The following is a 13,016-nucleotide window of genomic DNA, read 5'->3' as shown; positions in this document are numbered from 1 at the left end:
TTTCTGTTTAAAAAGGCTATATTTATGACGACCGCTCCTGAGCGCACCGCTCATTCATCTGTCGAACCGCTCATCCTTAATCGCTGGTCTCCAAGGTCTTTTAGTCCGGTAGATATTGATCCTCAGGATCTTCTGGCATTTCTCGATGCGGGACGGTGGGCACCTTCAGCGTATAATAGTCAGCCGTGGCGTTTCATTTATACTCGGCGCAACACGCCAGAATGGGACCGTTTTCTATCGTGGTTAATCCCGTTTAACCGGTCATGGGCAGAAAACGCATCGGCTATCGTGTTTGTCGCATCCAGAACGATTACCATCTCAAGTCGAACTGGCGAGCCATCTCCTCTGAGGACGCCCGCATTCGATACGGGTGCGGCTTCTGTCCTTGTTCAGTTACAAGCATCTCAAGCCGGGTGGGCCGTTCATCCTATCAGTGGCTTTGATCATGATCTCGCCCATGCAGGCCTGGAATTGCCGGAAGACTATCAGCTTCATGCAGCTTTGGTCATTGGAAAGCAGGCAAGTGCAGAGAATCTCTCAGAGGAACTGCGGAAACGTGAACAGCCCTCCAGCCGGGCTAGTCTTAACGAACTGGCGTTTGAAGGGCGTTTCAACGCGTCGGAAAAATCTGAAGACTGATCACTATGCGTTACCTCTTGTGAGGGGTATTCCGCTAGTATGCGACATATGTCTCTTATAGTTTAAAAATTGATTATGCTTTTCTATATTAATTCGAAAAGCATAATCATAAAAATTCTATAACTATAAATCTGTTATATAAAAATATATATCACCAACATTATAGAACTGTGCACGAAATTAAGAGAGGTATATATGCTAAGCGTTATTAAAATCAATTGATAAATTGCCTTATTATCCTCATGAATTTGTTCTTTTGAGGTTTTAATGAAAATATATTCCCTCTTATGGCAAAAAAAATTCAGCACCAAGGAGTCAAAAGCAGAATCGGTTTACAATCGTAATTAATAGGTATTAGAAAGGTATTATTCATGGTTTACCTATGGCGGGCTGAGGCTTGGGAGAGAGAACGATGCGTTATCGTAAGGTTCTTATGCTAGGGGTAGGGTGTGCCGTTTGGGCAACAGCTTCCGTAGAGGCAAAATCTACGGCGCAGGCTGCATCCGAAAATAAAAAAGAAAAATCCATTTCCGCTTCGGGTGACGCTGAAGAAGTAAAGGTCACGGCGAAGAATGCTCCCGATGGAGCGAGCGGGCATTCGGCAGGAGCGGGTATGATGCCTGTTCAGACTGTACCCAAGGCCCGGAGCGCCTTTACTCGAGACTTTATTGCGCATCAGCCGCCGACGCAGAATACCGCATCTATGATTGCCAGCATGCCGGGCGTGGCCGTCGGGCGAAATGATCCACTCGGACTTGATGATCAACGCATCAACCTTACGGTTCGAGGGATGGCACAAACTGAAATTGGCTATCTGATGGACGGAATTCCTGCTGCGGACCCGTCGAATTACAAGCTTTACACAACGCAGAACGTAGATAATGAAAATCTGGCTCGCGTAGACCTGACGCAGGGTTCAGCTTCACCTACATCTCCGTTGTATAATGCTGTCGGTGGCGAACTGACACAGACCTTACGAACGCCTTCAGATCATGCCGGTGGCTATGCAGACTTCAGCGGCGGGTCCTACAGCTTGGACCGTGAATTTTTTCGGATAGATAGCGGAGAAATCGGGCATACCGGCATCCGATCCTATGCATCTTTTTCCCATACGCATGCAGAAGACTGGCGCGGTCCGGGCTACACAACCCGCTACCATATGGACAATAAGACCGTAAAAGAGTGGGGACATAGCGGGGCGGAACTACTGGTTTCATACAACACCACGACCAGTTTCTATCCGCGCTTCCCGACACTGACTCAGTGGAAGCAGTACGGTACCAATTTTAACTGGGAAAAGGACTATATCCCAGGCAGCGCCAATTATTACCGTTTCCAGCAGAACGTCCGAAACGCCATCACGATCGGCGCTCCGATGCATTTTGACTTGGGACATCAACTAACTGCCCACCTGACCCCTTATTACATGCATTCCGACGGGTATGGAGACGTCGGTAGCAGTCTGAGCAACACTGGCAGCTATTACGGAAACATTCCAGCCGGGAACCTGAGCGTATCCCCATCCTATAACGGTTCTTTCCCCGTTTCGATTACGGACACGTTCAAAGAAAACAATGCCGGGCTCAATGCCTCGTTGTCATGGAAACATGGTCACAATACTCTAACGGTCGGGTACTGGTACGCATATTTTGCGCAGCCCGAAGCTGCAACATATGCTGCGGCGGATGCGAACGGTAGTATCGCCAGCATGTCTGGAAAATACCCGGTTGTTTCTGCGACGGGAGACGTGCTGCACAGTTACAATATCAACTTTATGCAGCAGACAAATACGGCGTACATTGTCGATGAATATAGTGCGCTAAATGACCGCTTAAAGCTTTCTGCCGCATTCAAAGAAAGCATGATTACGAGGCAGCTGACTCAAATCATGCCTGGCCTACCGTCATACAGAAACGGCAATAGCGATGCCGTGCCGCTTCCTCAAGTGATGGCAAGTTATCAGATCACACCGAATGACCAAATTTTCGTTAACGGAACAACGGGCTTTGCCGAACCCGCGGGTTGGCCGAGCTACGCTGATTTTATCAGCGTCGCCACTGGCAAACAAACGCGTGGCCATGCGCAAAATCTAAAGCCGGAATACGCAATTTCTGAAGAGCTTGGATATCGCCACCATGGCTTCGTAAACGTCAATATTGCCCTATTTAATTATAATTTTACAAACCGTCAGGTTTCTACGACAGAAGTTGTGGGCGGAACGCGAGTGAGTTCATCCATCAATGGCGGTGGACAAACATCTCGCGGAGCAACTATTGAACTGGGATTGAAGCCTTGGCATCATTTCAGCCCATATATCTCCGGACAGTATATCCACGCGACGATCGATAATAACTTGAGAGCGTCCAGCGGTGACTATCTGAGAACCAAGGGAAAACTGGCTGTTAATACGCCGGAATTCACAGCATCCGTCGGAATTTTGTATGACAATGGCAGCGCCTTTGGTGGCCTTTTGTTCAACTATGTTGGAAGTCAGTATTCCACATTCATGAACGATGAGAAGATGCCAGCATATGAAACTCTGAATATGAATTTCGGCTACAGATTTAAGTCTGTTGGCTTCCTGCATCGCCCCCAAATTCAGCTGAATTTAGTTAATCTTGGGCTTGGTAACAAGGGTTACCTCTCTTCAACGTATTCTGTTGCAACGAACGCTCATGCCACGACAGGGGTGTATGGCACAGCGATCGCCGCCAGTGCACCAACGTACAACGTAGCAGGCGGATTTGCAGGAATTGTCTCGGTCTCCTCTGGTTTTTGAAACACGCGAGAAAATGAGTGCTCTGGTAATAGTTCAGGACTATCCCAAGCGCTCATCCATCGCATAAGCAATTTTAAACAGAGATCTAAAGTAGAGCCTGAATGGGTGCTTCTATATCTGAGGCAAAGGGCAGGAGTGAGTTATCAGGTATTGTTTTGGTATTATTAAGGTTTTATGGCAGTTGAGGTCTACGAGGGAACATTCATGCAGTTTGCCGATATTGCTGTAATCTGTGCTTATCTCATTGCGCTGCCTGTCTTGGCGATCACGCTTTCACGCCGAAAGAAGTCATCCGGAGATTTTCTCTCAGCAGCCCATGACCTGCCGTGGTGGGCAATCTGCCTGTCCTTGGTCGCTACCGAGACCTCAACCCTGACATTCATCAGTATTCCGGGAGTAAGTTATGGAAGCGGTATGGTGTTTCTGGGGCTCGCGGCAGGATATTTTATTGGCCGTTTAATCGTGACCATATGGTTTTTACCGCTGTATGCACAAGGCCGCATGACGAGTGCATACCAGTATCTGGGCCATCGCTTCGGTCCTGGATTGCAGCGAGCCGCGTCAGCCGCATTCCTGATAACGCGACTGCTTGCGGAAGGCGTTCGTTTATCGGCAGGGCTTATCCCACTCATCTGGATGCTTGATCATGAAGGGATCAGCATAAATCGCGCCTTAGTCATAGGCATCATTATGGTATTTACACTGACTTATACGATGATGGGTGGTCTTCGCGCGGTCGTGTGGTCTGATACTATTCAGCTGTGCATTTATCTTTTTGGCGCAGTCATCTGTGCTGTACTGCTGAATAACGAGATCTCTCCTGAAGGTTGGTCCAGTGCTTGGAGATCAGGGCATCTGGCACCTTTTCATCATATGACTATGGGCAACTTGGTGTCTGATCCTTTTACGCTGTTAGCTGCGTTAGTCGGAGGGGCTATTCTCTCAGTTGCCTCTCACGGAACGGACCAACTCATGGTTCAGCGCCTTCTGGCAGCACGAAGCTTGAGAGATGCGCGCTTTGCATTGATGGGAAGTGCTTTTGTTATCGCGTTTTTGTTTGGGATCCTGTCCCTGATCGGCGTGCAACTCTGGATACGCAACGGAGGCACCTCTCTCGTGTCTCTGGGGCTGCATTCTCCTGACGACCTTTTCCCGACTTTTATTGTTTCAGGGCTACCGGCAGGATTAGGCGGATTGCTCCTGGCAGGTGTACTCAGCGCGACGATGGGTTCGCTATCATCTACACTTAACGCAATGGCGAGTGCTGTTTTAACCGATTTTGGCCCTTTACCTGCACGTGTCCTTCAGACGTGCCAAACACGCTTAAATTTAGGGCAGGGTAAGCTGTTCGCACCGAGGGTATTAACGTTGGTGGGCAGCCTTGCCCTTGTCTTGACTGCGCTGTGGTTCACAGGAAGCCGACAATCAGCGGTCATTCTGGGCTTAACAGTCGCAGGATGGTCTTATGGGCCAACACTAGGCACCTTCCTGTTTGGAATGCTGTATCCATCAGCACGCTTGAAAGATGCGTTAACGGGATTTTCTGTTTCTCTGGCAGGCATGGCCGTCATGATGGGGGCATTACAGTATTATAACTGGCACGTGGCTTTTCCCTGGTTAGTTCCGTTAGGAATTACCCTGATGCTCATATCGGGATCTATTTCAATAATGTTCACAAAAGGCGGGCTCCAACACTTTCCGTCTGCCCCCGATACTTCAAAGGACTGACAATCATGGCCATCAAGGACCCCAATAACCTTTTAAAGGTTTCTTCTGGCACGGAATCTCAGGACCCCCGTTATGTCGACGTTGACCTTTGGCCGGCCAGTTCCATTCTGGACGCACTGGCGGAAGCCCAGATGTCCGCAACAGCAGTTGTTAAAACGTCTGTCCCGCAAATTGCGAAAATCGTCGCTGCGGCGCTTCCTCGGCTACGGGCAGGAGGACGCCTTTTTTACGTGGGTGCCGGTACGTCTGGGCGTGTCGGACTTCAGGACGGTGTGGAACTCACACCCACGTTTGGGTGGGAGCCTGAGCGTCTGGTTCTCATGCTGGCCGGAGGGACCAAAGCGCTTTTCGAAGCTGTGGAAGGAGCGGAAGACCGCGAGGACACGGCTCGTGCCGAGATATTGTCTCATACTCCAGGGCCGAATGATGTTGTCCTAGGGATCGCAGCAAGTGGTGCAACACCCTACACGTGTGCCGCGATTGCAGCCGCCAGAGAAATGGGATCGCTGACTGTCGGCATAAGCTCCAATCCGGCCGGTCGACTTCTCAGGGAAGCAGAGATGGGTCTCAGTATCGTCACGGGTCCTGAAGTTATTGCCGGGTCAACGCGTTTGAAGGCTGGAACGGCACAAAAAGCGGCTCTAAATCTTCTGTCCACTACGCTCATGATTCAGATGGGTCATTGCTACAAGGGGCAGATGGTAGACATGCGCGTCGTCAATGCAAAACTGGAAAGACGAGCAGCACAAATGGTGCACTTGTTAGCGGGCGGAACCTTAGCGGAAATCGCTGATGCGCTTGCAGTGAGTGGTCAAAACGTCAAGCGAGCCGTGCTTGTTCGGTCTGGCATGACAATTGACGACGCCGAAAGTGCTCTTGTTGCCCACGAAGGTAATTTGCGCGCTGCCCTTACGTCCCGCCAGGAACACGAGTAATTTTCATGCACGTGATGAGTTCACAAAAGCTGTTCGCTGCACTGAGGCCTGATCCCGCAAATCGCAAGCCTCTCTACTTGCAACTTGCTGAGCAATTAAGGGAACTGATTGAGAGTGGAGCCCTTAAGGGTGGAGATGCTGTTCCCCCCGAGCGGGAAATTGCAGAGTTCACCGGTGTTTCACGAGTGACAGTCCGCAAATCCTTGGAGCAGCTGGTAAATGCGGGACTTCTAACTCAACGCCCGGGTGCCGGAACCTTTGTCACCCGACGCATCCAACAACCCCTTTCTGCCTTGATGGGCTTTTCCGAAGATATGCGGGCGAGGGGCTATGAACCCGGCTCAATCTGGCTAGGTAAGCGCATGGCTGGAGCCAGCCCGGACGAAGCAATGGCAATGGGTATGGCCCCAGGCGCACCCGTGCTTCGCCTCAAGCGGATCAGAACTGCAGATGGGGAACCTCTGGCCATTGAGACTGCCGTTATTTCTCGTAGGGATCTGGCCTCTCCCGAGTTGGTCAAAGATTCATTTTATGAGGCTTTGAAAGAGCGAGGCCTGTTGCCAGTCAGAGCACTTCAGCGCATTCGTGCCAGAATGGCAACTACTCAAGAGGCGGAGCTCCTGCACCTTGTGCAGCCAAGTGCTATTCTTGAAATTGAACGGAGATCTTTTTTGGCGGATGGGCGAATACTTGAGGTGACATTCTCATGCTATCGCGCCGATCTCTATGACTTTGTCGTGGAACTCCGAACATCAGCAGAGCGTGACTGACCGTGTAGTCTTTCAGGAGATAAAAGCAGGATGACAAATCCAAATTCTTCATCGTCCAGACGTAAGCCAGCTATTACAAGTCGTCGCGCTTTTCTGACGGGCACCGCGACATTGGTCTGTAGCGGCCTGTCTGCTTGTGCTCAATCTTCAGACGACAGGTTCTTGCAAGTAGATACCGTAGCTCAGCGAGCAGTCCGAAAAGGTGAGGTCCCGGGGATTGTTCTCGCAGTCGGGCATCAGGGGCAGATTGTACATCGTTACGTTTGCGGCAACCGATCGTTGGTTCCGGATCGGGAAACAATGACCTGGGATACACGCTTTGATATGGCGTCTTTGACCAAGCCTACCATGACAGCGTTGTCTATCATGCAACTTGTCGAACGGGGCCAAGTGGGCCTGGACGAACCTGTCAGCCGTTATCTACCCGCCTTTGCCGCGAATGGGAAAGCGCCTGTCACGATACGTCTGCTCCTGACCCACTATTCCGGCTTGCCACCGGACCTGTCTTTGGACGATGCGTGGAATGGCAAAGCCGAAGCCGTTCATCGTGCGATGACTTCTTCGCTGGTCAATCCCCCAGCCGATAAATTTGTTTACAGTGATATCAACTTCATCACGCTGGGACTTGTGGTCGAGAAGGTCAGCGGGCTTTCTTTGGACGCCTACGTTCAAAAGGAAATTCTGGGCCCTTTGGGGATGACGGAATCCGGCTATTTGCCTGATCCATCACTCAAAATGATCATCGCTCCGACACAATATAATGAACACGGCATGATGCTTCGTGGCGTGGTACACGACCCGACTGCGCGCCGTATGGGCGGAGTGGCCGGGCATGCAGGTCTCTTCTCAGACGCTCATGACATGTGTCTGTACGCCCAAGCATTGCTGGATCGGCTTGCGGGCAGGCCGAGTGCATTTCCACTCCGGCGGAAAACTCTGCAACAGATGATCTCCCCACAACAACCACAAGGAAAAACAGAACTTCGTGGCTTTGGATGGGATATTGCGACCCATTACTCCTCGCCCAGAGGCCGCTCTTTCTCTGACACGTCCTTTGGTCACACAGGTTTCACTGGAACGTCGCTCTGGATCGACCCGGTCAGTGATTCATACGTCTTAATCCTGACCAACAGAGTCCACCCGAATGGGAGCGGGAATGTCTCTCAACTTCGATACGATATTGCCACGGAAGCCGCGCATGCGCTTGGGCTCTACGACAGAGCCTAAACCACACGATGAGCGCTCAAACGACTGTTGCACGACATGTCTGATTGGACTGATCCGTGACCTGTTCCAGCATCGCCGCAATAGATGGCGGGGGCACCAAAACACTGCTTGTCGTTCTCCACCGAGACGGCACTCTAGGCCTTGTTATACGAGCTCCTGGCTCCAACCCCTTCGATCAAGTCGACTGGCAGTCCATCCTGATATCCTTGATGTCCCGTCTTCCCTCAACCACGAAAGCCCTCTCTGTTGGGCTCGCGGGCTACGGAGAGACGCGGGCATCAGGCCGAAAACAAAAAGACGTCGTAGCGGCAAATTTCCCGCATATTTTCAATATTACCAATGACGTGGATATTGCCTGTACCGGAGCCTTTGCCGGGCATGGCGGCGTCCTTCTGCTGGCAGGAACAGGCTCTGTCGCATGGGTCGTCAATGGCAAAGGCGAACAGGATCGCGTTGGCGGATGGGGAAGCCTGTTTGGCGATGAAGGCAGTGCGTTCTGGATTGGCCGACAGGCGCTGTCATTACTGGCGATGCTGTTAGATGGCCGCAATCAGAAAGATTGGGCATTCCTCGAACCGTTTGCTGATGTTTTAGGGTTATCTTCTAACGCGCATCCTTATGATGCGGGACTAATGGAATGGTACAGCCGCCTCGAAAATCCTCGTGCATCAGTGGCATCGCTGGCAAAAACGGTTTCAGATCTGGCTGAGCAGGGCATTGTGCCAGCTCAGCGTATAATGGTTGAAGCCGCCGCTCTTCTGGGGGCTCATATCACTGCTGCGAGGCGCAAATTTCCCGATCCATCTCTGCCCTGGAGCTATGCTGGTGGAGTTCTCCAAAGTCGTCTCCTTCGAGAGACACTAACCGCTCATCACGGTGATCCCATGGTGCCCCGTCTGCCACCGGTAGGTGGGGCTTTGCTCAACGCCGCTCAAATGGCCGGATGGAATCCCGATGAACGCTGGATTTGTAAAACAGCTGAAACCTTGCGGTTAGCGGGCATCAGCTCATGAAAAGAAAACAGAGGCCGGGATGAGTGAGCTATGAGTATGCGGTATCTCAGCACAATATGGCAAAATCCTGTGATTTAAGGAGCCTGTCGCCATGCTGCTGAGGGGCGTGGTAAGGGACGAGTATCATGAGCAATCAAACTCCTACGACCGTCTCCAGCCACGCTGATCGCCCTGACAGCGCTAACACGCTCTCCGCATTTCTGACGCTCAGCATGGCTGTAGCTGCCGGCGTCGCAGTTGCGAACATCTATTATAATCAGCCCATGCTTGGCATCATGAAGCGTGACCTGCCAGGTTCGACCACAAACATGATTCCAACCGGCACTCAACTTGGTTATGCCGCGGGACTGTTTCTTCTTGTTCCTGTCGGGGATCTTCTGGAGCGCAAACGGCTTATTGTTCTTCAGTTTGTTCTGCTCGCACTTGCTCTTGCCGCTGCGGCAATAGCACCCAACGCAGCTCTCCTGCTTGTGGCGTCCGTCGCGGTTGGTGCACTCGCAACTGTTGCACAGCTTATTGTTCCTTTTGCCGCGCATCTTTCCTCTCCTGAAAGACGCGGTCACACTGTCGGCATTGTCATGGCAGGCCTCCTGTGCGGCATTCTGCTAAGCCGGACCTTGGCCGGTGTCGTCGCTACATATGCTGGGTGGCGCGAGATGTTCTGGCTCGGTGCTCCGATCGCGCTGGGCACAGGTGCCTTGTTGGCGTGGGTTCTTCCTACCAGTAAGCCGAACTCGAAGATGCATTATGGGCAATTACTTGCGTCCCTTGCAGGCCTTTGGAAAGAGTTTCCGCAGTTACGCCTCGCAGCAGTCACTCAAAGTCTCCTGTTTGGAGCTTTCAGCGTCTTCTGGACGATCCTCGCCCTTCACCTGCAAGAACCCCGGTTCGGATTAGGGGCGGGCGCTGCAGGTCTGTTTGGCGTTGTCGGAGCCGTTGGCATCCTTGCGGCCCCGATTGCCGGGAAGATTGCCGATCAACACGGCCCTCATAAAATGATTATTCTTGGGGCCATGTTGACACTTCTGTCATGGGGCATTTTCGGCCTCTGGAATTCGCTTCCAGGTCTGGTCGCTGGGGTGATCGTTCTGGATTTTGCAATTCAGGGCGCGCTCGTGTCCCATCAGCATATCGTTTATGCCCTGCGGCCTGAAGCGCGAGCACGCCTGAATACCATTTTTATGGGAACAATGTTTCTTGGCGGAGCTCTTGGCTCCGCCGCGACAATGATGGTTTGGCCCAAATTCGGCTGGACTGGTATTGTCCTTCTTGGTGCGTGCCTGGCACTTTTGGCTACTTTGCTCCAACTGCGCAATTGGAACAATTCATAAGACCAAGCACATCCCCAGAGCAAAACTGTTTTCTCTCACGCATCAATGCTGGCTACGGGAAGGACAAACCCCAAAACTTTTGAAAGGTGTTCATGGTAGCACCGTATGACGTTATCGACGGCAGGGACTTTGATGACATCCGTGGCCAGATAAGTAGAAAGAGAACTCATTCCCAGAAACTGATTTGCTTTGTGAAAAGGAAAGTAAACAGCATCGACCCCTCTACCTTCAAAGAACTGAGTGGGGTCTTCAAAGGCCTCTTCCGGCGCGTTCCACGTTAAGGAGAGCATATAATGCTTACCTTGAATCAGGCCGCCTGAACCATATTTCTGATTGGAATTGGAGCGGCTTCGTCCGTCGCTGGCATACAGGGAGCCATGACCAGCCGTGAAAACTTCATCGACATACTTCTTGACGATCCACGGCGCGCCCATCCACCAGCCTGGCATTTGATAAATGATCAGATCGGCCCAGAGGAAATTCTCGACCTCGCTCTGCACATCATAACCTGCGTCGATTTTGGTCTGACGAATATCGAATCCGGCGCTTTTTAGAGTTTCATAAGCAACCTCATGGAGCGTGTCATTGAGACGACCCTGAGAGTGGCCGAATGCTTTCGAGCCATTCAAAAGAAGAATATTTTTCATCAAAATTATCCTGAAAACCGGAATGTTATAGGAATTTACTGGAAATGGACCTTACGTCGCCTGTTCCAGAAGTGTCTTTGCGTGATTTAGGGCGGATGCATAAGCAGAGCGATAACGCGTTTCTGCTTCTGAGCTGCTTATTCCCACCGGGTTAAACCGGCTTCCCCAACTCATACAACAGCGTTCAGGGGAGAGGGATGTAACTGTGACCTTCCCGAGGTAGTCTTCAACCGGATCCGGCCCCTCGATATAGGCATAAGTGTAAGTGCGTTTGCGCTGATCGAAACTGACCAAGCGCTCTACAATCACAGACCCGTCTTTGGCCGTCAGTCGCCGAACGCGACCTCCGTCTTCCAGGAAGCTCTTGGTAATCATTGGGATCCAGAGGGGAAGATTATCGAAGCCGCCTAACAGGCTCCACGCCTTATCGGCGCTCACCGCCACATCTACATCGCTGTTTGCTTCAATCATCTTTTGATCTCTACAGCTCGCCGGTCGGGAGCAACCATGCCGTTCATAAGATAGAGCATGAGGCCTCGCTGCGGCTCGGTTACGTCAGATGTGCAGTATGCAGCCCTCAATCTTGTGCGATAATAGCCTATCTCTGCATATGAATTATGAACAAAATTCACAGACGAAATCTAACCGTGAAAGTTTAGCATCCTTGTGATGCTAGGCCTTGGTCATCGGCCATACCCATGTTTCTTCATTGCAAAGACTGGGACACAGCAAGTGGCTGATCCTCAGGCTAACAAATGATAAGCTAAAATTCGTTGAATAGCCCAGAATAGGCCAATTGCTGCGATAAGAAGCGACGCAGGGATCGCAATTCGTCTTCTGAACCACGGACGGTTTCTGAAAACGCCTACGGCCAGTGTTGCGAGGAGAATGATAAATAGCTGTCCCGCATCAACGCCAAAGTTGAAGCCTATGAGAGCCGCAATGAAGTCACGATGAGGGAAGGGCACTTCACTCAGGCTGCTGGCGAACCCAAAGCCGTGAATCAACCCGAAAGCAAAAACAACCAACAGACGTATTCGCCCTAGTTTTGGACTAAAGACGTTTTCCAGACCTATGAACGAAATCGACAAAGCAATTGCTGGCTCTACAAAGCGGCTTGGAAGATCAAAAATTCCATAAGTTGAGAGAAACAATGTGGTGGCATGGGCAATTGTGAAAACCGTTGTTTGGGACAGCAGTTTGCGCCAGCTAATTCCAAGAAAGAAAAGCCCCAGAACAAAGAGAATATGGTCTGTCCCTTCCGGGACGATATGTTTGAACCCAAACTTCAGATAAACCGGAAGTTGTTGCCACCATGACAAAGTGTCCGGATCAAAACTTGCAGGCTGATCGACATGGCCCGTGGGGAGCTTTCCCCTATAGTCAAAGGTAACACTCTCATGCTGCCCGGCATCGAGCCAGCGCGTTTGTGTAAAATGCCGTTCAGGAAGCTGAATCGTATAGGCAACCGGGTAATCAATCTGAGCCCCAAGCGGAATACGCAGTTGTAACGGACCATTATTGGCAGGAAGCGGGATCTCGAACTGGAAATGAGCAGGTTTGTCGGCTGCCAGATCCATATACTCATCCCGGCTCTTGCTAGAAAAATTGTAGGTCACAAGAGTGGCGTGAAGGGGAGAATTACCCGAGAAAAGCGGTAAGGCCTTAGTGATTGCCTGGGCGATAGATCTGACTTCAGCCTCATGTTGTGAGCCGCGCCCAGTCGCCAGCACATAATATCTGGCAGGGTCACCCATAAGAACTGTCAGATCCATATCGATCATGACCGTAGCCGTGTCGGGCCGATCCAGCGAGACCAGGACTCTCGTCATGGATTCCGGATCGGCAAACGCAGGAAAACCAATCAGAAATAAAAACGCAAAAACAATAACTTGAATGGATTTTCTTATATTTCCACTAACGCAGAAGATGATCTGAAAAACAGCC

General features: G+C 51.2%; 11 protein-coding genes. 8 read left to right on the top strand and 3 right to left on the bottom strand.

What is annotated here, in order from left to right:
• The first annotated feature begins 24 nt into the window (after window positions 1-24).
• The 8 genes from KP705_RS02595 (at window position 25) to KP705_RS02560 (ending at window position 10,422) form a co-directional block, all read left to right on the top strand.
• The gene (locus KP705_RS02595; RefSeq protein WP_215763959.1) at window positions 25-639 is read left to right on the top strand and encodes a nitroreductase family protein; all 615 of its coding nucleotides are present in this window, start codon (window positions 25-27) and stop codon (window positions 637-639) included.
• 412 nt (window positions 640-1,051) lie between these two features.
• Window positions 1,052-3,418, top strand: coding sequence for a TonB-dependent receptor (locus KP705_RS02590; protein ID WP_215763958.1), 2,367 nt, complete (start codon window positions 1,052-1,054; stop codon window positions 3,416-3,418).
• A gap of 204 nt (window positions 3,419-3,622) precedes the next feature.
• Window positions 3,623-5,146, top strand: a complete 1,524-nt coding sequence (locus KP705_RS02585) for a sodium:solute symporter (protein WP_215763957.1) — start codon at window positions 3,623-3,625, stop codon at window positions 5,144-5,146.
• 5 nt (window positions 5,147-5,151) lie between these two features.
• A complete protein-coding gene (locus KP705_RS02580) occupies window positions 5,152-6,081 on the top strand; it encodes an N-acetylmuramic acid 6-phosphate etherase (RefSeq protein ID WP_211513766.1) in 930 nt (309 codons plus the stop codon).
• Window positions 6,082-6,095: 14 nt separating this feature from the next.
• Entirely contained in the window at window positions 6,096-6,851 is a 756-nt protein-coding gene (locus KP705_RS02575) for a GntR family transcriptional regulator (RefSeq protein WP_046902117.1), read from the top strand.
• A gap of 30 nt (window positions 6,852-6,881) precedes the next feature.
• A complete protein-coding gene (locus KP705_RS02570; protein WP_215763956.1) occupies window positions 6,882-8,078 on the top strand; it encodes a serine hydrolase in 1,197 nt (398 codons plus the stop codon).
• 56 nt (window positions 8,079-8,134) lie between these two features.
• On the top strand, window positions 8,135-9,091 hold the full coding sequence (locus tag KP705_RS02565; protein ID WP_215763955.1) for a BadF/BadG/BcrA/BcrD ATPase family protein: 957 nt from the start codon (window positions 8,135-8,137) through the stop codon (window positions 9,089-9,091).
• A 125-nt stretch (window positions 9,092-9,216) separates the two neighbouring features.
• Window positions 9,217-10,422, top strand: coding sequence for an MFS transporter (locus KP705_RS02560; protein ID WP_252348195.1), 1,206 nt, complete (start codon window positions 9,217-9,219; stop codon window positions 10,420-10,422).
• 35 nt (window positions 10,423-10,457) lie between these two features.
• Here the strand turns inward: KP705_RS02560 and KP705_RS02555 are convergent, their stop codons facing one another.
• The 3 genes from KP705_RS02555 to KP705_RS02545 all read right to left on the bottom strand — a co-directional run bounded on the left by KP705_RS02555 (window position 10,458) and on the right by KP705_RS02545 (window position 12,826).
• Window positions 10,458-11,069, bottom strand: coding sequence for an NAD(P)H-dependent oxidoreductase (locus tag KP705_RS02555; RefSeq protein ID WP_215763954.1), 612 nt, complete (start codon window positions 11,067-11,069; stop codon window positions 10,458-10,460).
• Window positions 11,070-11,120: 51 nt separating this feature from the next.
• Complete coding sequence (locus KP705_RS02550; protein ID WP_046901784.1) at window positions 11,121-11,540, bottom strand: SRPBCC family protein; 420 nt, start codon at window positions 11,538-11,540, stop codon at window positions 11,121-11,123.
• 272 nt (window positions 11,541-11,812) lie between these two features.
• Window positions 11,813-12,826, bottom strand: a complete 1,014-nt coding sequence (locus KP705_RS02545) for a HupE/UreJ family protein (protein WP_252348194.1) — start codon at window positions 12,824-12,826, stop codon at window positions 11,813-11,815.
• Between the last annotated feature and the right edge of the window lie 190 nt (window positions 12,827-13,016).

Origin of the sequence: Gluconobacter sp. P1D12_c (assembly GCF_018812105.1) — a bacterium.
GTDB classification, from domain to species: Bacteria; Pseudomonadota; Alphaproteobacteria; order Acetobacterales; family Acetobacteraceae; genus Gluconobacter; species Gluconobacter oxydans_A.
This window is presented reverse-complemented; position numbering and strand designations above follow the sequence as displayed.